A 25,408-nucleotide genomic window follows, 5' to 3' on the forward strand; every position below is an offset into this window, starting at 1 on the left:
TTCGTAACAATCATGGGTTTGTACCCAGCCAGGAAGTATCTGGTGCGACTGCGTTGGCAAGGCATAGCCAAGTGGAATCTTTATCGAGCAAGTGGTTCAGCAACTGGTCCAGATCCGTCTGCCGCGTTTTCAGGATAGACCTGCACAGCGCATCCAGCCTGCCGGGTTGTGTGGCCAGGAATGTCTGCCACGCCCATTCGGCGACTTCGGCGTTGCCCATCGCCGGTTCATCGAATTGCCCGGCCAGGGCCTGACGAGCGGCAGGGGCCAGGGTAACGCCCTGGCGCAGCAAGGTGAGCAGGTGGTCGAGGATCTGTACCTGGCTGGCATGAGGCGACTGGACCCCGAACAGCAGGCCGCCGACACCCTCTACCTGACGAAAGGTACTGAATACCGCATAGCCGAGTTGCAGTTCTACCCGTAGCCGTTGGTAAACCGGCCCTTGCAGCAACTGCGCGAGCAGGCGGCCAGCGGCTTCCATGGCCGCTGGCAGTGGGCAGAACAGCAGCAGGGCATGCTCACTGCCGGGTACTTCGGCATGTTGCCAACGGTGGTTGGCTAAGGCGGGCAGAGGGCCAGGCGCTGAGCCTTGCCCAGGGCAGTGCTGCAGCACGGTGCCCAATGCGTTCAGGGCGCCATCGTCGAAGCCGGCAGCCAGGCCGTGCCAGCGTGCTTGCTGCCACAGTTTGTCGAGATGCGTCTGTGCCAGGGTGCAGGCCGCAGCAGGTTCAGGCGTGGCGCCCAGCACGGCGTCGGGCAGCTGCTTGAGCAGGGCCCGGATGGGAATCAGTGCCGGAGGCTGCGTCGAACTGGGCAGCCAGCTGCCTGCCGGGGGCTTGCGCATCAGCGCCAAGGCTTGGTCTACAGTGCGCAGTACCGCTGCCGGCAGCCCGGCGCAGCGAAGTTGCCAGTATTCGCCAGCGGCACTGAACTGCAACTGCACCGATACGCGCTCGCAGCGCTCCTGCAGGGGGTGCAAGGCGCGTTCGAGCAGCGCATGCAGGCGCTGGCGCAACGGCGAAGGGACATGCCAGCGCAGGTACAGCGCCGCGTACTGACGAGCACCAGGCAGCTGGTCGCTGACTTTCAGTGCCGCTGGCAGCGGGTGCGGCCTGGCATCAGGCAAGTCGGCCAGGAGCAAGGGGTCGACTGCGGGCAGTTGCCAATGCCCATGTGCGCGGCCCGGCAGGCCTTCCAGCAGGGCACGGAGCGCCTGCAAGCCTTGTGTGTCCAAACCGCTGAACGGCTGGCCGGCGCTGTCCCGGCGGGCCAGCTCAAGCGCACTGGCACTGCGTTCGCGGCTTTGCTGCAGCAGCTCGAATTCGGCACTCAATTGCTCAGGGGCGGCCTGGCGGATGAAGCCGAACCAGCCCTGCAACAGGGCATCGGCTTCCTCTGGGCAGGCGTCCTCGCCCAGCTTCAGGTCAATGTGCCACAGCAACTGCCCGGCGAAGGCATACAGCGCCTCGGCCTTGAAACCTTGCAGCCAGCCACGCTGGCGAAGCGCATGCAGCCAGGTGCCCGGGCGGCTATCGCCGAGGCAGGCGATCAGCAACTCAAGGGCCTGCTCGGCACCTGCCGGCAGGTTTTCGTGGCTGAACAGCAGGTGCGTATCGGACGTCGATAAAGGCGGTGGCAGAGCTTGTGGCACCCGTTCACCTGTTGCGAACAGCTTGGCATGCTGCCGGCCCAGCAATTCCAGTTCATCCAGCGATTGCGGGCCGCACAGGCTCAGGGTGACCTGGCCGCCTTGGTAGAAGCGCTGGTGAAAGCCACCGAGCGCTTGCTGGAAGGCAGGGTCCTGCAAGGCCAGGGTATGCCGGTTACCGGCATGAAAAGCGCCCAATGGATGGCCGGGCGCTGCCGATTGCAGCAAGGCGAACTGCTGCTGGGCCTGAGGGTTGCGCGACCAGGCAATGAACTCGGCATGGATTACTTCGCGTTCGCGGCGTTGGCGCTCGATGCCCAGGTCTGGTTCGGCCAACATCTGGCACAGGCGCTCCAGCCCCCCGGCCAGGGCGCTGGGCGGGACCTCGAAGAAGAAGTCGGTGGTGCGTTCGCGGGTGCTGGCATTGACCTGGCCGCCGAGGGCCTGCACATAGCGCATCAGGCCGTCGTCGAGAGGGAAGCGCGAGGTGCCGAGGAAGAACAGGTGCTCCAGGAAGTGGGCCAGGCCGGGCCATTTGGTCGGCGTGTCGTGGCTACCCGCGTGCACCCGCAGGGCCGCGGCCGAGCGCTTCAGGCGCGGGGCGTGGCGCAGGGTCAGCTGCAGGCCGTTGGCGAGGGTGAGGTGGCGGGTGGCGTCAGGCATGGAAACTCCGGGGCAGGTGTTCATGCTAACCCATTTGTTTGCAGGGCCGGCCTCTTCGCGGGTAAACCCGCTCCCACAGGCACGGCATAGCTTTCAGGCCTGTGATTTACCCTGTGGGAGCGGGTCTACCCGCGAATGGGCCGCCCAGCGGCCCCTGTCAGCCCTTACGCAGGTGCAGCTCCTGGCGCAGATCGCTCAGGTAAGGAAACGCCGCCCGCCCCTGTACCACCCGCTCATGCTCCAGCTCCGCCAGCAACTGGCATTCGTCTCGCCCGGCCATGGCCAACAGGCTGCCATCCGGGCCGACGATGCTGCTCTGCCCGCAATACTGGATCTCGCCTTCCGAGCCGCAATAGTTGGCATACACCAGGTAGCACTGGTTCTCCTGCGCCCGCGCCCTCACGGTCACCTGGCAGATGAAGTCGTACGGCGACATGTTCGCCGTCGGTACCAGAATCAGCTCGGCCCCGTCCAGCGCCAGGCGCCGGGCATTCTCCGGGAACTCGATGTCGTAGCAGATCAGCAGGCCGACCTTCCAGCCATCCAGCTCCACCACCGGGAAGTGATCGGCACCTGCGCTGAACATCGAGCGGTCCAGCTCGCCGAACAGGTGGGTCTTGCGATAGTTGCTCAGGCTGCGGCCGTGACCATCGATCAACTGCACGCTGTTGTAGATCGCGCCATCATCGCCACGCTCCGGATACCCGTAGACGATGGCGATGCGGTGCGCCTGGGCGATTTCCACCACCTCCATGGCCGTCGGGCCATCGGCGGCCTCGGCCAGGCGCTCGACCTGGGCCAGGCCGATGTTGTAGCCGGTCAGGAACATCTCCGGGCACACCAGCAAACTGGCGCCGCGTTCGGCCGCCAGTTGCGCCTGGTGGCGCAACCGTTGCAGGTTGCCGGGCACGTCCAGTGGCTTGGGTGCGCCCTGGAACAGAGCGATGCGCATGCTGCCTCCTTGTCTCAGTCCGGCAGGGCGATCGGGCCGATTTCGTCGAACACGTCGCCTGGGCCGGGGTTGTCCGGGTGGGTGCGGCCACCGAAGTGATTCATGATACCCCACACCGCATTCAGCGATGTCTGTACCGCGCCTTCCACCCAGGCCGGCGTCCACGACACATCGTCACCGGCGATGAACATGCCGCGCTGCTCGGCAGGCATGTCCTGCTGCATGAAGTGCGCGTACATGCGCTGGTTGTAGCGGTAGTGCCCAGGCAACGCGCCCTTGAAGGCGCCGAGGAAGTGCGGGTCGGCCTCCCAGGAAACGGTGATCGGGTCGCCGATGATGTGCCCGGCAATGTCGGTCTTCGGGTAGATCTTCTTCAGTGCGTCCAGGGCCAGTTGCACGCGTTTTTCCACTGGGTGCGGCAGCATCTTCAGCGCGTCGCTCATCCACGAGTACGACAGGCAGATCACCCCCGGCTTGTCGTCACCGTTGTCGAACAGGTAAGTGCCGCGGGTGAGGCGATCGGTGAGGGTCATGCTCATCAGGTCGCGGCCGGTTTCCGGGTCTTTGTCTTTCCAGAACGGCCGGTCGACCATGACGAAGGTCTTCGACGACTGCATGTAGCGGGTGCGGTCCAGGGCCATCCACATCTTTTGCGAGAACAGCGATTCCTCGCAGTCGATCTGGGTGGTCAGCAGCCAGGTCTGGCAGGTGGCGAGCACGGCACTGTAGTGACGGGTGTCGCCCCAGTTGTCGGTGACCGCCAGGCGGCCATCGGCGGCGCGGGCGATGCGCTTGACTCCGGTACGCGGTGCGCCGCCATGCAGCCCGCTCAGGCTGGTGCCTTCCGGCCAATGCACGCAGCGCTCCGGTACATGGCGCCAGATGCCTTGCGGTACCTGCTCTACACCGCCCACTACCAGGTGCTGGTGGTCGTCGCAGTTGGTCATCACCACGCGGAAGATTTCCAGCATCGAGTTGGGGAAGTCCGAGTCCCAGCCGCCGGTGCCGAAGCCGACCTGGCCGAACACTTCGCGGTGCTGGAAGCTCAGCTGGGCGAACGAACGCGAGGTGGCGACGAAGTCGTAGAAGGTGCGGTCATCCCACAGCGGTACCAGCTTGTTCCACAGCTCTTTCAGGCGCGGTACGTCACGGTCGCGGATGGCCTGCTGGATGTCGGCGAACCGGGCACCGCTTTCCAACGCGTCGGCCCAGGCATCGGCCACCTCATGGAACAGCTTGGGCAGGTCGGTGGGTTTTTCGGCGTAGTAGGTCTGGCCTTCCAGGTCGATCACCGTGCTGCCCGAGGCCGGGGTCAGCGGGTTGGGGAACGGTTTGGTCTCCAGGCCCAGCTTGTCCACGTAGTGGTAGAAGGCGGTGGACGACACCGGGAAGCGCATGCCGCCCAGTTCGGCGATGATCCCGTCGGTGCCGTTGAAGGTTTGCGAGCGCAGCCGGCCACCCAGCTTGGATGCTTCGTACACCACCGGCTTGAGGCCCAGCTTCATCAGCTCGTAGGCCGCCACCAGGCCGGCAATACCGGCGCCCACGATTGCCACTTCCTCACCATGGCGCTCGGCCGGGATGCTGCCCAGGCCTGCGGGGTGTTCCAGCCAGTCGTCGAAGGCGAAGGGGAAATCCGGGCCGAAGATGGTGACGGGTTTTTTACCATCGGCGGGGTGGCGGTTTTTCTTGTTCATGAAGTGACCTTGCCAGAGAGGCTGCGCAGCGGGCGGAGCCTGAGTATAGGAGATGCCTGGAGGCCATTTTAGGGAGTGGGGTGTTCGTTATTAAGGTGCAGATTGTTGTCTGAATGTAGCTTGTGTCGTCGAAATGAAGGTATTCATAGGTATTATGACGAAAAGCGCGATTGAGTAATCGAGAGTTGAACCGGTCTATGTAGGAGCGGGTTTACCCGCGAATGCTGCAGTCAATCTACCGACGCATTCGCGGGTAAACCCGCTCCCACAGGGGGGCTGTGTTGCCCTTGCCATGCGGTCGATCAGACAGTGCCTACACCCATGCCGGGAAATAACGAATTACCCTACGCCCCCTATCGCCTTGGTCTGGCATCGCGGGAATCGCTTCATCGTTAACTTCACTGGGTCGCCGGAAATTCGGCGATCGGGCGTGAGAACCCGCGGACCGTTCTGGAGGCGCACTGCTATGGCAGCTGTGCGCGGGCAGGCTTTGCCTGGCCGGGACGCGCCTCCAAGTTCGCCGGTTCTCACCTCGTGCATGGCTGCCACCCAATTCCCGTGAGAAGGATGCGATTGGCCGCCGATCACCCTTGTGATTTGGAGGCTATACCATGACCAACCGCTTACCCGACCAAACCGAAAAGTTGAAACCCACCGCAGAAAAAGCCTTCTGCAACTGCGAATTCAGCCACCCGCCATTATTCGCCATACGCCCCGGCATCGACGCCGCAGACGCCTTGGTCCACGCTTGCCTACTGGCTCGTGGCCTCAATCAGATCGCCACCGACTACGCCCAGCATCACGCCCCCGAGCGCAGCCGTGACATCGTCTGGTCGATGCAGCATTCCGCCGAAAGCCTTTCGGCGATTCTGGAAGGCCTGCTCGACGGCCAGGAGGCCTGACCGCCAGCCAGGTTCAGAGCGGCTGCCCGCGGTCCACCTTGCTGCTGAGAATGATCGACGTGGTGGTCTTCTCCACCCCGTCGACACTGCCGATCTGGTCGAGCAACTGGTCCAGTTGCTCGGGCGAATCCGTACGCAGCCAGGCCACATAGTCGAACTCGCCGCTCACTGCGCACAGCTGTTGCACCTGGCCCATGGCACTCAGGCGCCGCACCACCTCCTTGCCCGAGCGTGGCTGCACCTTGATCCCCACATACGCCTGCAGCCCCCCACCCATCACCCGCTGGCCCAGGCGTACGCCATAGCCGGAGATGACCTTGTTCTTCTCCAACCGCTCCAGGCGCGAGTTGACGGTGGTGCGGGCGATACCCAACTGGCGGGCGAGGGTGGCGACGCTTTCGCGGGCGTTTATCTGCAGCAGGGCGATCAGCTGGCGATCGATTTCATCCAGCGTGATGGAGCGGGAATCCGACATGGCGAGTCTCTACGGTTGGCCCGCTAGCCTAGCCAGCCAGTGCTGGCCAGAGCAAGGGCAGTCACAGCTGGCCACGCTGACGCGGTCCCTTGTGGGAGCGGCCGCGCCGGCATGTAAGCATCGGGCGCAATGGCAGAGCTGCTCGATTGGTGCGGCAGTCGAGGTGCGGTTCAGGGTGGGATAGGGCTCACAAAATCTAACGATTTATCGCTGTCTAGATAGCCATGCCTGAGCAGAGAATGGCCCTCTCACGAACGTTGTGTTTCGGAGGACGAGGATGCCAGCCTACCACCTTGCATCAGCTCCCTCATTGCGCAATACTGCCGACAACAACTAACCCTCACGACCGGCGTGGCATGGCCATCTGGTTGGAGGGGGAAAAAGCCGGCTTAAGCCGGTTTTTTCGTTTCTGGAGTGCAAAAAATGCAGAGAAAGCTTGATTCTGAGCCTCTGCGCACTCGTATCTATATCGACGGCTACAACTTCTACTACGGCTGCTTGCGCGGCACACCGTACAAGTGGCTCGACCTGTTGCCTCTCTTTGAAAAGCACATCTTGCCTTCCATACTGGTCACGGACAACCATGGCCAGATCAGGGCATGGCGGCTCCTGGAATCCCCCTCGATCAAATATTTCACGGCAAAGATCATCGAGTCGGTCGCCCGTGCTGGCGATTCGGTGTCGTCACAAGCTCGCTACCACACCGCTTTGCGCAAGCTGCATGATGGTCGAATAGAGCTCATCGAAGGTTATTACGCCGTCAATAAAATGAAGGTGAAGATCGTCGACCCTGAAAATCCGGACAAGGCTCCGCGTGAGTGCCGGGAAATCCAGGCCTGGAAGGTGGAGGAGAAACAGAGCGACGTGAATCTGGCCCTCCAGGCTTACCATGATTCGATCACGGGGCAGGTTGATCATGCCGTCATCGTTACCAACGATACTGACATCGCTCCTGCACTTCAGATGATTCGTGCTCACACAGATGTGCGGATTGGCGTGGTTGTGCCGACGTCGGGGCAAAACCGCTCGGCGAATACCGACCTGATCAAGTTTGCGCACTGGAAGCGAGAGCACATCAATTCAGGCGAGCTTGCGGCCTGTCAGCTACCGAGAGTGATTCCAGGGAGGAAACCAACCATCAAGCCGGAGTCCTGGTATGGGCAACCTGAACTGCTGCAGGAAATTCTGGATTTGGCCATTCCTGTACGCGGAAGCAGGGCGGCAGCGTTCAAGTGGATGGAGCAGCCCAATCAGTTCCTCAGTGGTGAGCGGCCGATAGAGCTGGTGGAAACTGCCGAAGGTGCGACACGGGTTCTTCAGTACATACACAGCTGGATAGCCCAGCAAGAGGAGTTGCCCTAGTCAGGAGAACATGACTGCAGTCCCCGAAAAGACAAAGGCCTACGTTTTGCAACGTAGGCCTTTGAGTTATCTGGTGGGCCCACACGGACTCGAACCGTGGACCAAAGGATTATGAGTCCTCTGCTCTAACCGACTGAGCTATAGGCCCTCAGTAAGTGGCCGGATTATAACGAGGGTTTCGCACCTGTGCCATCTGAAAGATCCGATAGTGCTATGCGAAGAAACGTCGCCGCGAACTCGTCCGGGGGTAGGGGCAGGCTGACGATGTAGCCCTGGATCTGCTCACAGCCTTCTGCCGCCAGGAACCGTTGCTGGGCCTGGTTTTCCACGCCCTCGGCAATGATGGTCAGCTGCATGCTGCGGCCCAAGGCGATGATGGCGCGGGCGATGGCGGCGTCATGAGGATCGTCGGGCAGCCCGCGGATGAACGACTTGTCGATCTTGAGAATGTCCAGCGGCAGGCGCTTGAGGTAGCTCAGCGATGAATAACCGGTGCCGAAATCGTCGATGGCCAGTTGCACGCCCAGTTTCTTCAGCTGGTACAGCACGGCCAAGGCTTCCTCTGCCTGGCTCATGATGAAGTTTTCGGTGATTTCCAGCTGCAGGTCACCGGCTGTGAGCTGGTAGTGCTTCAGCAACTGTTCGATGCGCCTGGCAAGATGGGGATGGCGCAGCTGGGCGCCGGCGAGGTTTATCGACAACGGGCCGAAGGGTTCGTAGTGCATCTTCCACGCCTGCATCTGCCGGCAGGCCTGCTCCAGTACCCAGTCACCGATCTGGAGGATGGTGCCGTTCTCTTCCGCCAGGTGAATGAAGTGCTCTGGCGGCACTTCACCAAAGGTCGGGTGGCTCCAGCGTATCAGCGCTTCGGCACCGACCAGGCTCTGTGTCTTGAGGCTGAGCTTGGGCTGGAAGCACAGGCTCAGTTCGTTGCGTTCGATGGCGCGGCGCAGTTCGTGCTCCAGGGCGATGCGTTCGCTGGCCTGGGCGGTGAGGTCGAGGGTGTAGGCTTCGACGCGGTTACGGCCCTTGGCCTTGGAGCGGTACATGGCGGCGTCGGCGTTGCGAATCAGTGTGGCAACGTCGGTGCCGTCCTGTGGATAAAGGCTGATGCCGATGCTGGCGCTTGTGAAGAACTCATGCTCGCCAGCCTGGAACGGCGCGTTGAAGCAGGTCAGCAGCTTGTTGGCGATGGCGCTGGCGTCACTGGGTTTGTGCAGGCCGGGCAGCAGGATGATGAACTCATCGCCACCCAGGCGGGCCACGGTGTCGACATCACGCACCTGCTCCTTCAAGCGTTGGGCGATGCCCTTGAGCAGCAGATCGCCGACTGGGTGACCGAGGCTGTCGTTGATGTGCTTGAAACGGTCGAGGTCAAGGAACAGCACCGCGCCCTTGCGGTTGGAGACCTGCGCGCAGGTGAGCGCGGCCTGCAGGCGGTTCTCGAACAGGGCACGGTTGGGCAGGCCGGTCAGTGGATCGTGGTGGGCCTGGTAGTCAAGCTTGGCCTGGGCGTGCTTGAGGCTGGAGATGTCGGCGAACACAGCGACGAAGTGGGTAATCTCGCGCTCGCTGTTGCGCACGGCGCTGATGGTCAGCCAGCCGGGGTACAGTTCGCCGTTCTTGCGCTTGTTGTAGATCTCGCCTTGCCAATGGCCTTCATCGGTCAGCTGGTGCCACATGGCGGCATAGAACGCACTGTCGTGCTGGCCGGAGGCGAGCAGGCGTGGGGTCTGGCCGAGGGCTTCGATCTCACTGTAACCGGTGATTTCGCTGAAGGCGCGGTTTACGGCACTAATGTGCTGGTCGATGTCGGTGATCAGCACGCCTTCGGCGGTGTTCTCGAACACGGTGGCGGCCAGCTGCAGCTTTTCCTGCATCAGATGGCGCTCGGTGATGTCGCGGGCGATGGTCAGTATGCAGTCGTCGCCAGCAATCGGCAGCGGCCGTGCAGAGAGTTCGCAGAGGCGAATCTGCCCGTCGCTGCGGCGCAGGTGGCACGTGAAGTCGCGTACGAAGCCGTCGCGGTTTAGCTGTTGGACCAGACGCTTGCGCTCGTTGAGGTCGACCCAGATGCCCAGGTCCAGCGAGGTCTGGTCGATGGTCGGGCTGAGGTCATAGCCGGTCAGGCGGCAGAAGCCTTCGTTCACTTCGAGCAGCAAACCGTCGCTCTGGCGTGACAGCAGCAGGCCATCGGGCGAGGCATGGAAGGCCTTGGCGAATTTCTCTTCCGAGGTTTGTAGCTGCTCCTGGGTTTCCTTGAGCTGGCTGATATCGCGTACCGCCACCACGAACGCGAGGTTGCCGTCGAGTTCAAAGGTTTCGGCCGAGGTCAGGCCGGTGAAGAGTTGGCCGTTGCTGCGGCGGAAGCTCATTTCCAGGTTGCGGATACCGCCTTGGTGCAGGCGTTCGAGCAGCCGCGGGCCGTCGCCTTCGACGCCCCACAGGTTGAGTTCGGTGGCGGTGCGGCCAATTACCTGGTTCGGGGTGAGGCCGATCTGCTCTTCGAAGGCCTCGTTCACCTCCAGCAGGCAGCCGTCGCTGTGGCGGGCGATCAGCAGGATGTCGGGGCACTGCTGGAACACCGAGGCGAACTTCTGTTCGGACAGGCGCAGGGCGTCCTCGGTGCGCTTGGTCTCGCTAATGTCGATCATCAGGCCACGCATCACCGGCTGGTGGCCATGCTCGATCATGCTGACGATGTTGCGTACCCACAGTGGCTGGCCATCGGCTCTGATCACCCGGTAGTCGAGGCTGTGGTCGCGGCCGGCGGCAGTCTCGCTGTCGCAGTAGGCCTGGGCCCAGAGGGCATCCTCCGGGTGCAGGATGCTGCGCCAGAAGCCAGGTTTGAGCCAGTCGGCCAATGGGTAGCCGAGCAAGCCTTCTGCGTGGGGCGAGACGTAGCTGTAGGTGAAGTCGTTGGCGTCGGCCTCCCAGGCTATGGCGGACAGGCTCTCGACCAGGCTGCGATAGTGGTACTCGCTGCTGCGCAGTTCCTGCTCCAGGGCGATGCGCCGTGAAATTTCCGAACTGAGCCGGCGGTTGATGCGGATGACCGCTGCCAGCACGGCCATCAATACCAGCACCGTGGGCAGGCCATACACCAGCAGGTCCGACCAGAACATCCGTTGGTCGACCACATTGCCCACCCAGCGTTGCTGGATCTGGCTGACTTCGCTGCTGCTCATGTCGGCTATCACTTTGTCGAGTATGCCGACCAGTACTTTCTTGTCGCGCGGGGCGGCCATGGCCAGTTGGTAGCGGTAGGGCGTTTCGCCGCTGACGTAGAGGCCGTCGAGCTTGAGCTGGCGCAGGCTCCAGATGCTTGAAGCGAGGTCACCGACCACGGCGTCCACTTCGTCGGTGGCCAGGGCCTGCAGGGTGGAGCTGACGTTAGGTAGAGCCACCAGGTTGAGGTCTGGGTGGTGGGTGCGCAGCAGTTCGTGCGGGGCGTAGTTTTCGACCACGGCGATCTTCAGGCCGTAAAGGTCGTCCAGGTTGCGCGGCTGTGCACCGCCTTTATGGGCGAGGATTACGATGGGGAAGTCGAGGTACGGCCGGGTGAAGGCCAGGTAGCCTTGGCGTTCGGGGGTGGACATGATGCCGGGCAGCAGGTCGATGCGGCTTTCGCGTGCTTGCGCCAGTACCTCGGTCCAGCTGCTGGGTTCGACCGGTTTGAGCGTCACGCCCAGGCGTTGCTGGATCGTGGCGATGTAATCGGCGGCCAATCCCTGGTACCGGCCCTCCTGGTCGCGAAACTCGAACGGTGGCCAAGAGGCGTCTACACCCAGGCTTAGCTGCGGGTGGGCAGCCAACCAGGCTTTCTCCTCGTCTGTCAGGGTCAGGGCGCCGGCCGCTGTGTTCCACAAAATCAGGAGCAGCAACAGGATGGCCGGCATCAGCGGCATAGCGGCCTCACATTCAAGTGGTATGAAGTCGAGTGTAGACGGGCATTGCTGTAGGTGTGCGGTGGAAGGACGGGCTTTGTGTTCTGGCTGTCGGAAGGGGGAGGTAATGAGGAAATGGGGCTGCTGCGCAGCCCATCGTCGGCAAGCCGGCTCCCACAGGGATCGCGCAGGGCCGGAAAAGAAAAACCCCGGCCTGGGCCGGGGTTTTGTCATCACTCGTCGAGGAAGGAGCGCAGATGCTCGCTGCGAGTCGGGTGGCGCAGTTTGCGCAACGCCTTCGCTTCGATCTGACGGATCCGCTCGCGGGTCACGTCGAACTGCTTGCCCACCTCTTCGAGGGTGTGGTCGGTGTTCATGTCGATACCGAAGCGCATACGCAGCACCTTGGCTTCGCGTGCGGTCAGGCCCGAGAGCACGTCACGAGTGGCTTCCTTGAGGCTTTCGACCGTGGCCACGTCAATCGGGGACTGCATGGTCGAGTCCTCGATGAAGTCGCCCAGGTGCGAATCTTCGTCGTCACCGATCGGGGTTTCCATGGAGATCGGCTCTTTGGCGATCTTCAGTACCTTACGGATCTTGTCCTCAGGCATTTCCATGCGCTCGCCCAGCTCTTCCGGGGTCGGTTCGCGACCCATTTCCTGCAGCATCTGGCGGGAAATACGGTTGAGCTTGTTGATCGTCTCGATCATGTGCACCGGAATACGGATGGTGCGCGCCTGGTCGGCGATCGAACGGGTGATCGCCTGGCGGATCCACCAGGTGGCATAGGTCGAGAACTTGTAGCCGCGACGGTATTCGAACTTGTCCACCGCTTTCATCAAGCCGATGTTGCCTTCCTGGATCAGGTCGAGGAATTGCAAGCCACGGTTGGTGTACTTCTTGGCGATGGAGATCACCAGACGCAGGTTCGCCTCGACCATTTCTTTCTTGGCGCGGCGGGCCTTGGCTTCACCGATCGACATGCGACGGTTGATTTCCTTGATCTCGGCAACGGTCAGGCCGGTTTCGGTCTCAAGGTCGATCAGCTTCTGCTGGCAAGCGACGATGGCAGCGTCCTTTTCACCCAGGGCGGCAGCCCATTTGGTGTTGCGCTTGGCCAGGTCACCGCTCCAGGTCTGGTCGGTTTCGTTGCTCGGGAACATGCGCAGGAAGTCGGCACGCGGCATGCGGGCATCACGCACGCACAGCTGCATGATGGCGCGTTCCTGCTGGCGCAGGCGGTTCAGGGCGTCACGAACACGCTCTACCAGTACCTCGAACTGCTTCGGTACCAGCTTGATCGGCATGAACAAATCGGCCAGGGCCTGCAGGGCGTCGATGCTTTCCTGGTGGGTGCGACCATTCTTCTTCAGAACCTTGTTGGTGGCCTGAAGCTGGTCGTTGACCGCGCCGAAACGCTGACGGGCGACTTCCGGGTCCGGGCCGCTCTCGGCCTCTTCCTCGTCGTCACCGCTTTCGGATTCGTCCTCGTCGTCGTCGGACTCTTCCTTCGCAGCGGCGGCCTTGGTGCCCGGGATCGGCACTTCTTCGGTCGGCGCGGCGATATTGTCGTCAGGATCGATGTAACCGCTGAGAACGTCCGACAGACGGCCGCCTTCGCTGGTGACACGGTCATATTCGCTGAGAATGTAGTCGACAGTGCCCGGGAAGTGAGCGATGGCGCCCATGACTTCACGGATGCCTTCCTCGATACGCTTGGCGATTTCGATCTCGCCTTCGCGGGTCAGCAGCTCGACGGTGCCCATTTCGCGCATGTACATGCGCACCGGGTCGGTCGTGCGGCCGATATCGGTTTCAACTGCCGCCAACGCAGCAGCGGCTTCTTCGGCCGCGGCTTCGTCGGTGTCGGCTTCCGCCAACAGAAGGGCATCCGCATCCGGAGCACTCTCGAATACGTTGATCCCCATGTCGTTGATCATGCGGATGATGTCTTCCACCTGTTCCGGATCTGAAATATCCTCAGGCAGGTGGTCGTTGACCTCCGCGTAAGTCAGGTAGCCCTGCTCACGACCGCGGGTGATCAACTCTTTGATACGAGACTGCTGTTGCGCTTTTCCGGACATAACACCCTATCCACTGAAGGTCTTGGCGGGCAAAAAACAAGCCGAGGATTATACCCGAGCATGGGCCTCACGCGCCAGATGAGGTCGGCGTTTGTGCGGGAACATTCCGGCTCAGCAGGGCGAGGAGCTGGGTTTTTTCCTCGCTGGTCAATTCGCTTTGACGTGATTTCCTGAGCAGTTGTTCCAGGCTGCGCTCGCGTTGGCGGGCGGACAAGCTAGTTATAGTGTCGAAAAACTGTTGTTCAAGGTTGTCGGCCACGATCAGCCATTCCTTTTCCGCCAAGGCCCGCAGCAGGCGCCCCTGTTCGGTGCCGTGCCAACGTGCGATCAACTGCATTGAGCTTAGCCCAGGATTTTTCTGCGCGGCTTCGATCAGTGCCACCAGCAGCTGGCTGTACAAGTGTTCTTCATCGGCGAAGTGGCTGGCATCTTCCACCTTGCCGGCCAGCAGAGGGTGGTGCAGCAAGGTGCGCAGGGCGGCCAGGGTGGGCGGCTCGACCGGGGCCGGTACGCGTGGTGGTGCTTCGTCACGCTGCTGCCATGGCTTGCCACCCTTGCGGTTCTTGTCCCAGGGTTTGTCGCCCCACTGCTTCTTGCCAGCGCCCTTGTTCGGCTTCCACTCCTGTTCCTGATGAACGGGGGCGAAGTCGTGCTGCGGCATGTCGCCGTAATCGGGGGTATAGCTGGCCATGGCGTCATAGTCGTAGCCAGGGTCGTAGTCCGGCACGCTGCTGGTGGCCGGGGCGTGTTGCGCCAGTTGCTCGACCTGCTGCGGGTCGAGGCCGGTGATTTCTTTAAGGCGGTTGCGCATCAGCTGGCGCAGGTTGGCGCCGGGGATCTTTTCGATCAGCGGTGCGGCCAGGGTCGCCATGTGCGCCTTGCCTTCCAGCGAGCGCGGGTCGGCTTCAACGCTTAGCTGCTCGAAGAAGTAATCGGCCAGCGGCTGGGCGTGCTGGTTGATGCGGGCCATGAAGGCGTCGGTGCCTTCGGCGCGCACCAGGCTGTCCGGGTCTTCGCCTTCGGGCAGGAACAGGAAGCGCGCGCGGCGGCCGTCCTGCAGGTTCGACAGGGTCGACTCCAGGGCGCGCCAGGCGGCCTTGCGCCCGGCCTGGTCCCCGTCGAAGCAGAACAGCACGCTGGGTACCACGCGGAACAGGCGCTTGAGGTGCTCTTCGCTGGTGGCGGTGCCGAGGGTGGCCACGGCGTTGCGCAGGCCCTGCTGGGCCAGGGCAATGACGTCCATGTAACCCTCGACGACGATGATTTCGTCGAGGTTGCGGTTGTGCTTGCGTGCCTCGTACAGGCCGTAGAGTTCCTGGCCCTTGTGGAACACCGGGGTTTCCGGAGAGTTCAGATACTTGGGCTTGTCGTCGCCGAGCACTCGGCCACCAAAGGCGATGATGCGTCCGCGGCTGTCGCGGATCGGGAACATCACCCGGTCGCGGAAACGGTCGTAGCGCTTGCCGCTTTCGGCGTTTTCGATCAACAGGCCGGCATCGATCATCACCTTCTGCTGCAGGGTGTCGGCACCCAGGTGCTTGAGCAGGTTATCCCAGCCTGGCGGGGCGAAGCCCAGGCCGAAGTCACGGGCGATTTCACCGGACAGGCCGCGGCCCTTGAGGTAATCCACCGCTGCCTTGCGGGTCGGGTGGCTGCGCAGGGCCTGGCGGTAGAACTCCGAGGCGGCGTCCAGCAGCGGGTACAGCGGCGAATCGGTTGGCTGGCGCGGCTTGTGGTCGCGGCGACCTTGCTCGCGGGGTACTTCCATGCCGGCGGCGCGGGCCAGCTCCTCGACCGCCTGGGGGAAGTCCAGGTTGTCGTGGTCCATTACGAAGCCCAGGGCGTTGCCGCCGGCGCCGCAGCCGAAGCAGTAGTAGAACTGCTTGTCGGGGCTGACCGTGAAGGAAGGGGTTTTTTCCTTGTGGAACGGGCAGCAGGCGGAATAGTTCTTGCCGGTTTTTTTCAGCTGGACGCGCGAACTCACCACGTCGACGATGTCGAGGCGGTTGATAAGGTCGTCAATGAAACTCTGGGGAATCAGCCCGGCCATGGCAGTCTCGTCATCTGGCAGCTGGCAAGTCTAATCGCTCACGCGCCGAATGGGGCGAGTGCCGCTTGGGAACGTGCGAGGGAATGTGTGCTCGTCGCCAGCCCCTGAGGGCTCGTCAGTCGGACGTGCACGTCTGGTCATACAACAAGGAGGACCAGCTCTGACGTTTCAGGCAGGTTGCCCATGTGCAGTTCGCATGAAGCTTGTGCAGGGCCTTGAGCTAGCTGCTCAAGTTTGAAGCGACCACTGCCATCGCCCGGCGGTTAGCCGGGCAGGGCAGAAGCTTTGCGTAGAACGTCTGTATTAGTACAGACGAACGGCGCGGCGCTGTTCGCGCTGAACTTTCTTGGCGTGACGCTTAACAGCAGCAGCTGCTTTGCGCTTACGCTCGGCGGTCGGCTTCTCGTAAAACTCGCGGCTACGAACTTCAGCCAGTACACCGGCTTTTTCGCAGGAGCGCTTGAAACGACGCAGAGCTACGTCGAAGGGTTCGTTCTCTTTAACTTTGACGGCTGGCATCCAGGGCTACCTTAATTCATTACCGGGGTAGACGTGCTCCTGGCAAAACAAAGGTGTGCTGGAGAACGTCGGTTTTCAAGGGTTGCGGATGTTAACCCTTAGCAAGCCGGAATGCAAAGCCTCTGATCGAAAACCGCTGGTCGGCATCCGACACGGGGACTATCATGCGCGGCTTCGAATTCAGCCCCACAAGGGACGAACCCATGCTAGTACTGGGATTGGAAACATCCTGCGACGAAACTGGCGTCGCATTATACGACAGCGAACGCGGTTTGTTGGCCGACGCGCTGTTCAGCCAGATCGACCTGCACCGCGTGTTCGGCGGTGTGGTGCCTGAGCTTGCCTCGCGCGACCACGTCAAGCGCATGCTGCCACTCATCCGCCAGGTGCTGGATGAGGCCGGCTGCGTCGCCACCGAGATCGACGCCATCGCCTACACCGCGGGCCCTGGCCTGGTCGGTGCCCTGCTGGTGGGGGCCTCCTGCGCCCAGGCGCTGGCCTTTGCCTGGGACATCCCGGCGATTGGCGTACACCACATGGAAGGCCACCTGCTGGCACCCATGCTGGAAGAAAACCCGCCGGAGTTTCCGTTCGTCGCTTTGTTGGTTTCTGGTGGCCACACGCAGTTGGTGCGGGTCGATGGCATCGGCCAGTACGAGTTGCTGGGCGAGAGCCTGGACGACGCCGCCGGCGAAGCGTTCGACAAGACCGCCAAGCTGATCGGCCTGAACTACCCCGGTGGCCCGGAAATCGCCCGCCTGGCCGAGCGCGGCGTGCCTGGCCGCTTCGTGTTCCCGCGGCCGATGACCGACCGCCCGGGCCTGGAGTTCAGCTTCAGCGGCCTGAAAACCTTTGCCCTGAACACCTGGCAGCAGTGCCGCGATGCCGGCGACGACAGTGAGCAAACCCGTTGCGACCTGTCCCTGGCATTCCAGCAGGCGGTGGTGGAGACTTTGACCATCAAGTGCAAGCGGGCGTTGAAGCAGGCAGGCCTCAAGCGCCTGGTCATTGCTGGTGGCGTCAGCGCCAACAAGGCCTTGCGTGCGTCCCTCGAGGACATGCTCGGCAGCATCAAGGGCAACGTGTACTACGCGCGCCCGCAGTTCTGCACCGACAACGGCGCGATGATCGCCTATGCCGGCTGCCAGCGGTTGTTGGCCGGGCAAAAGCAGGACCTGGCAATCAGCGTGCAGGCACGCTGGCCGATGGAGCAGTTGCCGCCGGTTTAAGCGTTAGAAGTGCCGTTCGCGGCCTGCGAACAGGTCGCGAAGGTTGCTGCGGTGGCGCCATACGATCATCGCCGTCAGCACAGTGATCGGTAGCAGGGCCTCTGGCTCGCGCCAGGCCAGCAACGGCAAGGTCAGCGGTGTGGCGATCAGCGCCGCCAGCGAGCTGGTGCGGGTGAGGTAGAAGGTCAGCAGCCAGGCGCCAATGGCCAGCAGCGCGGCCGGGAAGTACAGGGCCATGAGCATGCCGGCGGCGGTTGCCACGCCCTTGCCGCCCTGGAAGCGGAAGTACAGCGGGAACAGGTGGCCCAGCACTGCGCACACGCCAACCCAGGCCTGCGCGTGCAGGTCCAGCCCGGCACCGCGGGCGAGCAATACCGGCAACAGGCCCTTGCACAGGTCGCCAAGCAGGGTCAGGATCGCCAGTTTGCGGCCTGCCAGGCGTAGCATGTTGGTGGCGCCGGCATTGCCTGAACCGCTGGAACGCGGGTCCGGGCTGCCCGTAAGGCGGCTGAGGACGATGGCGAAGGACAGCGAGCCGAGCAGGTAGGCGAGCAACGCCAGTAACCAAAACATGCTAACTATTCCGGGCGAGGACGCCCTGATTCTAACGGCGCCAGTCGCCCTTGTCGTGCTGTGGAGAGAAGTGCTTGGACAGAGTGTTCATCGAAGGCCTGGAAGTCGATACCGTCATCGGTGCCTATGACTGGGAGCGGGATATTCGCCAGTGCTTGCGCCTGGACCTGAGCTTTGCCTGGGATAACCGCCCGGCTGCGGCGGGTGACGACCTGAACCTGGCGCTGGATTATGCCAGTGTGTCGGCCCGTATCCAGGCGTTTGCCGAACAGGCGCGTTTCGAGTTGGTTGAAACTTTCGCCGAGCGCCTGGTGGCGACGCTGATGGAAGAATTCCACATCCCGTGGGTGCGGTTGAAGCTGACCAAGCCGGGTGCGGTACCGGCGGCCCGTGGCGGTGTTGGCGTGGAGATCGAGCGCGGATGTCTCTGAGCACGGTTTACCTAGGCCTTGGCAGCAACATTGATCGCGAGGTGCATTTGTGCGCCGGGCTCGATGCATTGGCAGGCATCCTGACCGACATGCGCTGCTCGCCGGCGTTCGAAAGCCAGGCGGTGGGGATCAAGAGCGGTCCGTTCATCAACTTCGTGGTGACTGGGCAGACTGCGTTGCCGTTGATCGAACTGGACCGCCGGTTGAAGTTCATCGAGGCCGACAATGGCCGCTATGCCCCGGACCGCAAGGGGCTGCCGCTGGATATCGACGTGCTGATGTATGACGACTTGCACGGCACGTTCGATGGGCTGGTGTTGCCTCGGGCCGAGATCCTGAAGAACGCCTTTGTGCTGTGGCCACTGTCGCTGCTGGCGCCGGAGCTTGTGCATCCGGGGGTAGGCAAGACAATGGCGCAGTTGTGGCAGGAGGCGCGGATTGATCAGGTGCTGGCGCCGGTTGCCTTTGAGTGGCGTGGGTTGCAGCTGACTCCCGCGTAAGCCTGTACCGGCCCTTTCGCGGCTAAAGCCGCTCCCACAGGTTTGGTGCGAGGCTCAGAAAATGCGCGGTTCCTGTGGGAGCGGGCGAGCCCGCGAACACCGGCGTAGCCGGTGCCATCCACTGAGTTGAGTTCTTCGCGGCCATGCTCGCTCAGGCTCACGCAGTCCCTGTGGGAGCGGCTTTAGCCGCGAAGGGGCCGGTATGTTCAACCGAGCTTGTAAGCTTCGAGGGCTTTCAGCCGCTCACTTTTGAGCGCTTCACCCAAGGCCTTGCCGGTCAGCCCTGCCTGCACCAATGGCTTAACATCCACTGCCCGCGCCGCCGCCGCTGCTCCTCGCAGGTAGTCGGCCTGTGGATAACCCGATTTTCCCTCGCCCAGTGCTGTCATCTCGCAAGCGATCAGGAAGTCCTCGAACCGCTGCGGCCGCCGGTACACGTCGAACTTCTGCAAAAGCTCCAGGATTATCGCCGCAGGCAGTTCCTGCGCCTGGTTGCCTAGCTCCAGGCACTCACCCGTCAGCAACGCCAGCTCCTGACACTCTCGCGGCGCCTTCAGGCGCTGGTTGATGGCTTTGATCACGGCCGGTGTCAGCGACTGCAGCAGGCAGGCCCAGCGTACATGCAGGGCCTGTTCGTGCATTGCCGCCTGTTCCAGCGCCGCCAGAGCCTGGGGGGCGTCATCTAGCTCTGGCAGCAGCTCCTGCAGGGCCCCACAAGCATGCAGCACCTGGAAGAACACCTGCGGCTGCGCCTCCATCAGCGCCCGCTCGATTTCCTTCCAGCTGCGCTCGGCGGTCAGCGCCTGCAATTCGCCAGAGGCACTGATCTGACGCATCAGCTCAAGCGTCTCATCGGCAACCCGGAATCCCAGCGGTGCATAACGGGCAGCAAAGCGCGCAACTCGCAGCACACGCAATGGATCTTCGGCGAATGCCGGGGAAACATGGCGTAAAAGGCGCTGGTCAATATCGTCCTGGCCATGATAGGGATCGTATACCGTACCCGTCTCGTCCTCGGCCATTGCATTGATGGTCAGGTCACGACGGATCAGGTCTTCTTCTAGGGTCACATCGGGGCTGGCGTGGAAAGTGAAGCCGCCGTAGCCACGCCCGCTCTTGCGCTCGGTGCGCGCCAGGGCGTATTCCTCGCCGGTTTTCGGGTGCAGGAACACCGGGAAATCAGCGCCAACCGGTCGAAAGCCCTTGGCGTGCATTTCCTCGACCGTGGCGCCGACCACCAGCCAGTCGATATCGCTGACAGGGCGGCCGAGCAGGCGGTCGCGCACGGCGCCGCCGACTTTGTAGATGTGCATGTGCAGCTCTCCATAACTGCCGACAGGATAACCCGTCGGCAGCCTTGAAGTTGCACTAGAGGTGGTGAATGACAGCCAGATCCATGCGGCCATAGTCGGCGCTTTCGCCGTGCTCGCCGCGTGGTGGCATGTGGTGGGTTTTCATCACCTGCTCGCCCTGGACGGTCTCCAGGTGGATGTCGAAGCCCCACAGGCGGTGCAGGTGCTTGAGCACTTCATCGGTAGAATCGCCCAGCGGTTTGCGGTTGTGTTGCTGGTGACGCAAGGTCAGCGAGCGGTCGCCGCGGCGGTCAACGCTCCAGATCTGCACGTTCGGTTCGCGGTTGCCCAGGTTGTACTGCGCCGCCAATAGTTCGCGAATGGTCCGGTAGCCGGCCTCGTCGTGGATGGCAGGTACATACAGGTCGTCGCGCTGGTCGTCATCGAGGATGCTGAACAGCTTCAGATCGCGAATGACCTTCGGCGACAGGTACTGCAGGATGAAGCTCTCGTCCTTGAAGCTGCTCATGGCGAACTTGATTGTAGAAAGCCAGTCGCTGCCGGCAATGTCGGGGAACCAGTGCCGATCTTCTTCGGTCGGGTTTTCGCACATGCGGCGGATGTCGGTATACATCGCAAAGCCCAGTGCGTAGGGGTTGATGCCGTTGTAGTAGGGGCTGTCGAAGCCGGGCTGGAATACCACGCTGGTGTGCGACTGCAGGAACTCCATCATGAAGCCTTCGGTGATCAGCCCCTCGTCGTACAGGTCGTTCATCAGCGTGTAGTGCCAGAATGTCGCCCAGCCTTCGTTCATCACCTGGGTCTGGCGCTGCGGGTAGAAATACTGGGCGATCTTGCGCACGATGCGCACCACTTCACGTTGCCAAGGCTCCAGCAGCGGGGCGTTCTTCTCGATGAAATACAGGATGTTTTCCTGCGGTTCGGCGGGGAAGCGCGCATCATCGCGCTCGTTACCCTTGTCGGCGCTCTTCGGAATGGTCCGCCAAAGGTCATTGATCTGCCGCTGCAGGTGCTCCTCGCGTTCCTTCTGCCGCCGCCGCTCCTCTTCGGCGGAAATCGGATAAGGCCGCTTGTAGCGGTCGACGCCGTAGTTCATCAGGGCGTGGCAAGAGTCGATCAGGTCTTCCACGGCATCGATGCCATGGCGCTCTTCGCACTGGGCGATGTACTGCTTGGCGAACACCAGGTAGTCGATGATCGAGCTAGCGTCGGTCCAGGTGCGGAACAGGTAGTTGCCCTTGAAGAAACTGTTATGGCCGTAGCAGGCATGGGCAATCACCAGTGCCTGCATGCACATGGTGTTTTCTTCCATCAGGTAGGCGATGCACGGGTCGGAGTTGATCACGATCTCGTAGGCCAGGCCCATCTGGCCACGGCTGTAGGACTTCTCCGTGCTGAGGAACTGCTTGCCGTAGGACCAGTGGTGATAACCCAGCGGCATGCCGACCGAGGCGTAGGCGTCCATCATCTGCTCGGCGGTAATGACCTCGATCTGGTTGGGGTAGGTGTCCAGGGCGTAACGCTCGGCCAGGCGGCTGATTTCCCGGTCGTAGGTCTGGATCAGTTCGAACGTCCACTCGGACCCGGTGGAAATAGGTTGGCGTCTCTGTGCTCTGGCGGTCATGTGGCTAACCTGCGCTGGAAGAGTTCACGGAAGACCGGGTAGATATCGCCGGCCGATACCAACTGCTGCTGGGCGAACGTGTCGGGGAAGGCTTCGCCGATGCGCTCGTATTCGTACCACAGCGCCTGGTGTTCACGCGGGGTGATTTCAACGTAAGTGTAGTACTGCACATGCGGCATGATCTGCTTGGCCAGGATGTCACGGCAGATCGGCGAGTCGTCGTTCCAGTTGTCGCCGTCGGAGGCCTGGGCGGCGTAGATGTTCCAGTCGCTGGCCGGGTAGCGTTCGGCCATGACCTCCTGCATCAGCTTCAGCGCGCTGGAAACGATGGTGCCGCCGGTTTCCCGCGAATAGAAGAATTCTTCCTCGTCGACTTCACGTGCGCTGGTGTGGTGGCGGATGAACACCACTTCGATGCGGTCGTAGTTACGCTTGAGGAACAGGTACAGCAGGATGAAGAAACGCTTGGCGATGTCTTTGGTGGCCTGGGTCATCGAGCCGGACACGTCCATCAGGCAGAACATCACAGCCTTGGAGCTGGGGTTGGGCTGCTTGACCAGCAGGTTGTACTTGAGGTCGAAGGTGTCGAGGAAGGGCAGGCGGTTGATGCGTGCCTTCAGGCGTTCGATCTCGTGTTCGACTTCCTGGATATCGGTGAAGTTGTCTGGCTCCTCGACCTTCAGGCGGGCGAGTTCCTTCTGTGCTTCGCGCAGCAGTGCGCGGCTGCTGCCGGTCAGGGCGATGCGCCGGGCATGGGCCGAACGCAGGGTGCGCACGATGTTGATGCGTGACGGGTTGCCTTCGTTGGCGATACCGGCGCGCACGGTCTTGAAAGTGTCGGCCCCGGTCAGGTGACGTTTGACCAGGTTGGGTAGCTCGAGGTCCTCGAACATGAACTCGAGGAATTCTTCCTGGGTGATCTGGAAGACGAAGTCGTCCATGCCCTCGCCGGAGTTGCCGGCCTTGCCGCGGCCGCTGCCACCGCCGCCGCCTTGTGGTCTTGGGATGTGTTCACCGGCAGTGAATTCCTTGTTGCCTGGATGCACGATGGTCTGCTTGCCCCCGCGACCATGGTGCAGCACCGGTTCGTCGATGTCGCGCCCCGGAATGCTGATCTGCTCGCCATGTTCCATGTCCATGATGGAACGGCGGCTCACCGCCTCTTCGACGGCTTTCTTGATGTGTTCGCGGTACCGCCGCAGGAAGCGCTGGCGGTTCACCGTGCTCTTGTTCTTGCCGTTCAGGCGTCGATCTATAACGTAGCTCATGGTCCCTCCGGTAGCTGGGAACAGCTGCACGCTTCAAGCTACGAGCTGCTGCACATAAAGGCAGCAAAGCAGCTGCCGCCGCCCAGGGCTGGCATGGCAGCCCTGGGCGCGCGGTGGGTAGCTTGTCGCTTTATTGCGATTTCCTGACCCGCAGGTACCATTCCGACAGCAGACGAACCTGTTTGTCGGTGTAGCCACGCTCCACCATACGCGTGACGAAGTCGTTGTGTTTCTGTTGGTCCTCCTTGCTTGCCTTGGCGTTGAAGCTGATGACCGGCAGCAGGTCTTCGGTGTTGGAGAACATTTTCTTCTCGATCACCACCCGCAGCTTTTCGTAGCTCAGCCAGCTCGGATTCTTGCCGTTGTTGTTGGCGCGGGCGCGCAGCACGAAGTTGACGATTTCGTTGCGGAAATCTTTCGGGTTGCTGATGCCGGCCGGCTTCTCGATCTTCTCCAGTTCTTCGTTGAGGGCGATACGGTTGAGGATTTCGCCGGTTTCCGGGTCGCGGTATTCCTGGTCCTGGATCCAGAAGTCTGCGTACAGAACGTAGCGGTCGAAGATGTTCTGGCCGTATTCGCTGTAGGACTCCAGGTAGGCGGTCTGGATCTCCTTGCCGATGAACTCGATATAGCGCGGGGCCAGGTATTCCTTCAGGTAGCGCAGGTAGCGTTCGCGCACCTCGGCCGGGAACTGTTCCTGCTCGATCTGCTGCTCCAGCACATAAAGCAGGTGCACCGGGTTGGCGGCCACTTCATGCGGATCGAAGTTGAACACCTTGGACAGGATCTTGAATGCGAAGCGGGTCGACAGGCCGTTCATGCCTTCGTCGACGCCGGCCGCATCGCGGTACTCCTGGATCGACTTGGCCTTCGGATCGGTGTCCTTGAGGTTTTCCCCGTCGTACACCCGCATCTTCGAGTAGATGTTGGAGTTTTCCGGCTCTTTCAGGCGCGACAGCACGGTGAACTGGGCGAGCATTTTCAGCGTGTCTGGCGCGCAGTGCGCCTTGGCCAGCGAGCTGTTGATCAGCAGCTTGTCGTAGATCTTGATTTCGTCGCTGACGCGCAGGCAGTACGGCACTTTGACGATGTAGATCCGGTCGATGAACGCCTCGTTGTTCTTGTTGTTACGGAAGGTGTGCCACTCCGATTCGTTGGAGTGAGCCAGCAGAATCCCGGAGTAGGGGATGGCGCCGAGGCCTTCGGTACTGTTGTAGTTGCCTTCCTGGGTGGCGGTAAGCAACGGGTGCAGGACCTTGATCGGGGCCTTGAACATCTCGACGAATTCCATCAGGCCCTGGTTGGCCCGGCACAGCGCGCCCGAATAGGAATATGCGTCGGCGTCGTTCTGCGGGAATTCCTCGAGCTTGCGGATATCGACCTTGCCGACCAGGGCCGAGATGTCCTGGTTGTTCTCGTCGCCAGGTTCGGTCTTGGCGATGGCGATCTGGTTGAGGATCGACGGGTACAGCTTCACCACCTTGAACTTGCTGATGTCGCCGCCGAACTCCTGCAGGCGCTTGGTGGCCCAAGGCGACATGATGGTGTTCAGGTAGCGCCGCGAGATGCCGTACTCTTCCTCGAGAATGGCCCCGTCTTCGGTGGCATTGAACAGGCCCAATGGCGACTCGAATACCGGCGAGCCCTTGATGGCGTAGAACGGTACCTTTTCCATCAGCTGCTTGAGTTTTTCGGCCAGCGACGACTTACCGCCGCCCACCGGGCCCAGCAGATAGAGGATCTGTTTCTTTTCCTCCAGGCCTTGGGCGGCGTGGCGGAAGTAGGACACGATCTGGTCGATGCACTCTTCCATGCCATGGAAGTCGGCAAAGGCCGGATAGCGGCGGATAACCTTGTTGGAGAAGATTCGCGACAGTCTGGAGTTGGTTGAGGTGTCGATCAGCTCCGGCTCACCGATGGCCAGCAACAGCCGTTCGGCCGCCGATGCGTAGGCACTGCGATCCTCTTTGCACAGCTCGAGGTACTCCTGCAGCGAGAGTTCTTCCTGGCGCGTAGACTCGAAACGTTGTTGGAAGTGGCTAAAAATACTCATGACGTCACCTCGCTCGATACGTGGAGACGACGCCGGATCAGTCAGCTGATGCTGGCATGCAACCGGGGCTGCCGATTGCTGTATACCCCCCAGAACACCCTGTAACGCTACCGATGACCCGCACGCCGGTGTACCGGCTCTCCCCTTTTTCTGGATGGCCTGCGCTTAAGAATAGTTG

Annotated in this window: 18 protein-coding genes and 1 tRNA gene; 5 read left to right on the plus strand and 14 right to left on the minus strand. The window is 62.0% G+C overall.

Annotated elements, in window-relative coordinates:
• Nucleotides 1–10 precede the first annotated feature (10 nt).
• From pqqF to KDB76_RS02170, 3 genes are all read right to left on the minus strand, one after another.
• Nucleotides 11–2,311, minus strand: coding sequence for a pyrroloquinoline quinone biosynthesis protein PqqF (gene pqqF / locus KDB76_RS02160; protein ID WP_038408577.1), 2,301 nt, complete (start codon nt 2,309–2,311; stop codon nt 11–13).
• Nucleotides 2,312–2,468: 157 nt separating this feature from the next.
• Nucleotides 2,469–3,263 carry a carbon-nitrogen hydrolase family protein gene (locus KDB76_RS02165; RefSeq protein WP_024086145.1) on the minus strand — a complete coding sequence of 265 codons (795 nt, stop codon included), beginning with the start codon at nt 3,261–3,263 and terminating at the stop codon, nt 2,469–2,471.
• Between the two features lie 14 nt (nt 3,264–3,277).
• Nucleotides 3,278–4,960, minus strand: coding sequence for an NAD(P)/FAD-dependent oxidoreductase (locus tag KDB76_RS02170; protein ID WP_013970572.1), 1,683 nt, complete (start codon nt 4,958–4,960; stop codon nt 3,278–3,280).
• Between the two features lie 611 nt (nt 4,961–5,571).
• On the opposite strand from KDB76_RS02170, the gene KDB76_RS02175 reads away from it, so the two are divergent.
• Nucleotides 5,572–5,862: a hypothetical protein gene (locus KDB76_RS02175; protein WP_024086146.1), complete on the plus strand. Its 291-nt coding sequence runs from the start codon at nt 5,572–5,574 to the stop codon at nt 5,860–5,862.
• Between the two features lie 13 nt (nt 5,863–5,875).
• Here KDB76_RS02175 and KDB76_RS02180 read toward each other — a convergent pair whose 3' ends face one another.
• Nucleotides 5,876–6,337 (minus strand): Lrp/AsnC family transcriptional regulator, encoded by a 462-nt coding sequence (locus tag KDB76_RS02180; RefSeq protein WP_015268712.1) that lies wholly within the window; start codon nt 6,335–6,337, stop codon nt 5,876–5,878.
• 423 nt (nt 6,338–6,760) lie between these two features.
• On the opposite strand from KDB76_RS02180, the gene nicB reads away from it, so the two are divergent.
• Complete coding sequence (gene nicB / locus KDB76_RS02185; RefSeq protein ID WP_004375200.1) at nt 6,761–7,699, plus strand: 6-hydroxy-3-succinoylpyridine 3-monooxygenase; 939 nt, start codon at nt 6,761–6,763, stop codon at nt 7,697–7,699.
• A gap of 71 nt (nt 7,700–7,770) precedes the next feature.
• Here the strand turns inward: nicB and KDB76_RS02190 are convergent.
• The 5 genes from KDB76_RS02190 to rpsU form a co-directional block, all read right to left on the minus strand.
• Nucleotides 7,771–7,847, minus strand: a tRNA-Ile gene (locus KDB76_RS02190).
• Nucleotides 7,848–7,863: 16 nt separating this feature from the next.
• Nucleotides 7,864–11,607: a bifunctional diguanylate cyclase/phosphodiesterase gene (locus tag KDB76_RS02195; RefSeq protein ID WP_013970577.1), complete on the minus strand. Its 3,744-nt coding sequence runs from the start codon at nt 11,605–11,607 to the stop codon at nt 7,864–7,866.
• Between the two features lie 212 nt (nt 11,608–11,819).
• Nucleotides 11,820–13,670 (minus strand): RNA polymerase sigma factor RpoD, encoded by a 1,851-nt coding sequence (gene rpoD, locus KDB76_RS02200; RefSeq protein WP_013970578.1) that lies wholly within the window; start codon nt 13,668–13,670, stop codon nt 11,820–11,822.
• 67 nt (nt 13,671–13,737) lie between these two features.
• Nucleotides 13,738–15,720 (minus strand): DNA primase, encoded by a 1,983-nt coding sequence (dnaG, locus tag KDB76_RS02205; RefSeq protein ID WP_013970579.1) that lies wholly within the window; start codon nt 15,718–15,720, stop codon nt 13,738–13,740.
• Between the two features lie 303 nt (nt 15,721–16,023).
• Nucleotides 16,024–16,239, minus strand: a complete 216-nt coding sequence (rpsU, locus tag KDB76_RS02210) for a 30S ribosomal protein S21 (RefSeq protein ID WP_003255575.1) — start codon at nt 16,237–16,239, stop codon at nt 16,024–16,026.
• Between the two features lie 203 nt (nt 16,240–16,442).
• Here rpsU and tsaD point away from each other — a divergent pair, with 203 nt between their 5' ends.
• Entirely contained in the window at nt 16,443–17,468 is a 1,026-nt protein-coding gene (gene tsaD / locus KDB76_RS02215) for a tRNA (adenosine(37)-N6)-threonylcarbamoyltransferase complex transferase subunit TsaD (protein ID WP_023661234.1), read from the plus strand.
• 3 nt (nt 17,469–17,471) lie between these two features.
• Here tsaD and plsY read toward each other — a convergent pair whose 3' ends face one another.
• Nucleotides 17,472–18,041 (minus strand): glycerol-3-phosphate 1-O-acyltransferase PlsY, encoded by a 570-nt coding sequence (gene plsY, locus KDB76_RS02220; RefSeq protein ID WP_013970581.1) that lies wholly within the window; start codon nt 18,039–18,041, stop codon nt 17,472–17,474.
• A gap of 74 nt (nt 18,042–18,115) precedes the next feature.
• On the opposite strand from plsY, the gene folB reads away from it, so the two are divergent.
• Both folB and folK read left to right on the plus strand, forming a co-directional pair.
• The gene (gene folB, locus KDB76_RS02225; protein ID WP_004375185.1) at nt 18,116–18,472 is read left to right on the plus strand and encodes a dihydroneopterin aldolase; all 357 of its coding nucleotides are present in this window, start codon (nt 18,116–18,118) and stop codon (nt 18,470–18,472) included.
• A complete protein-coding gene (gene folK, locus KDB76_RS02230; RefSeq protein ID WP_013970583.1) occupies nt 18,463–18,972 on the plus strand; it encodes a 2-amino-4-hydroxy-6-hydroxymethyldihydropteridine diphosphokinase in 510 nt (169 codons plus the stop codon). Before folB ends, folK begins: the two co-directional genes overlap by 10 nt.
• A gap of 206 nt (nt 18,973–19,178) precedes the next feature.
• On the opposite strand, the gene KDB76_RS02235 is transcribed toward folK, so the two are convergent.
• From KDB76_RS02235 to KDB76_RS02250, 4 genes are all read right to left on the minus strand, one after another.
• Nucleotides 19,179–20,285, minus strand: coding sequence for a multifunctional CCA addition/repair protein (locus KDB76_RS02235; protein WP_038408580.1), 1,107 nt, complete (start codon nt 20,283–20,285; stop codon nt 19,179–19,181).
• Between the two features lie 55 nt (nt 20,286–20,340).
• Nucleotides 20,341–21,909, minus strand: coding sequence for a SpoVR family protein (locus KDB76_RS02240; RefSeq protein ID WP_024086159.1), 1,569 nt, complete (start codon nt 21,907–21,909; stop codon nt 20,341–20,343).
• Entirely contained in the window at nt 21,906–23,177 is a 1,272-nt protein-coding gene (locus KDB76_RS02245; protein WP_013970586.1) for a YeaH/YhbH family protein, read from the minus strand. Before KDB76_RS02245 ends, KDB76_RS02240 begins: the two co-directional genes overlap by 4 nt.
• A gap of 130 nt (nt 23,178–23,307) precedes the next feature.
• On the minus strand, nt 23,308–25,230 hold the full coding sequence (locus tag KDB76_RS02250; protein ID WP_023661236.1) for a PrkA family serine protein kinase: 1,923 nt from the start codon (nt 25,228–25,230) through the stop codon (nt 23,308–23,310).
• Nucleotides 25,231–25,408: the final 178 nt, after the last annotated feature.

It is taken from the genome of Pseudomonas sp. JS425 (assembly GCF_018223845.1).
Classification (GTDB): Bacteria; Pseudomonadota; Gammaproteobacteria; order Pseudomonadales; family Pseudomonadaceae; genus Aquipseudomonas; species Aquipseudomonas asiatica.

Coding starts and splice junctions, on each gene's coding strand:
- pqqF (WP_038408577.1), bottom strand. CDS start 2,311: ATGCCTGACGCCACCCGCCACCTCACCCTCGCCAACGGCCTGCAGCTG.
- KDB76_RS02165 (WP_024086145.1), bottom strand. CDS start 3,263: ATGCGCATCGCTCTGTTCCAGGGCGCACCCAAGCCACTGGACGTGCCC.
- KDB76_RS02170 (WP_013970572.1), bottom strand. CDS start 4,960: ATGAACAAGAAAAACCGCCACCCCGCCGATGGTAAAAAACCCGTCACC.
- KDB76_RS02175 (WP_024086146.1), top strand. CDS start 5,572: ATGACCAACCGCTTACCCGACCAAACCGAAAAGTTGAAACCCACCGCA.
- KDB76_RS02180 (WP_015268712.1), bottom strand. CDS start 6,337: ATGTCGGATTCCCGCTCCATCACGCTGGATGAAATCGATCGCCAGCTG.
- nicB (WP_004375200.1), top strand. CDS start 6,761: ATGCAGAGAAAGCTTGATTCTGAGCCTCTGCGCACTCGTATCTATATC.
- KDB76_RS02195 (WP_013970577.1), bottom strand. CDS start 11,607: ATGCCGCTGATGCCGGCCATCCTGTTGCTGCTCCTGATTTTGTGGAAC.
- rpoD (WP_013970578.1), bottom strand. CDS start 13,670: ATGTCCGGAAAAGCGCAACAGCAGTCTCGTATCAAAGAGTTGATCACC.
- dnaG (WP_013970579.1), bottom strand. CDS start 15,720: ATGGCCGGGCTGATTCCCCAGAGTTTCATTGACGACCTTATCAACCGC.
- rpsU (WP_003255575.1), bottom strand. CDS start 16,239: ATGCCAGCCGTCAAAGTTAAAGAGAACGAACCCTTCGACGTAGCTCTG.
- tsaD (WP_023661234.1), top strand. CDS start 16,443: ATGCTAGTACTGGGATTGGAAACATCCTGCGACGAAACTGGCGTCGCA.
- plsY (WP_013970581.1), bottom strand. CDS start 18,041: ATGTTTTGGTTACTGGCGTTGCTCGCCTACCTGCTCGGCTCGCTGTCC.
- folK (WP_013970583.1), top strand. CDS start 18,463: ATGTCTCTGAGCACGGTTTACCTAGGCCTTGGCAGCAACATTGATCGC.
- KDB76_RS02235 (WP_038408580.1), bottom strand. CDS start 20,285: ATGCACATCTACAAAGTCGGCGGCGCCGTGCGCGACCGCCTGCTCGGC.
- KDB76_RS02240 (WP_024086159.1), bottom strand. CDS start 21,909: ATGACCGCCAGAGCACAGAGACGCCAACCTATTTCCACCGGGTCCGAG.
- KDB76_RS02245 (WP_013970586.1), bottom strand. CDS start 23,177: ATGAGCTACGTTATAGATCGACGCCTGAACGGCAAGAACAAGAGCACG.
- KDB76_RS02250 (WP_023661236.1), bottom strand. CDS start 25,230: ATGAGTATTTTTAGCCACTTCCAACAACGTTTCGAGTCTACGCGCCAG.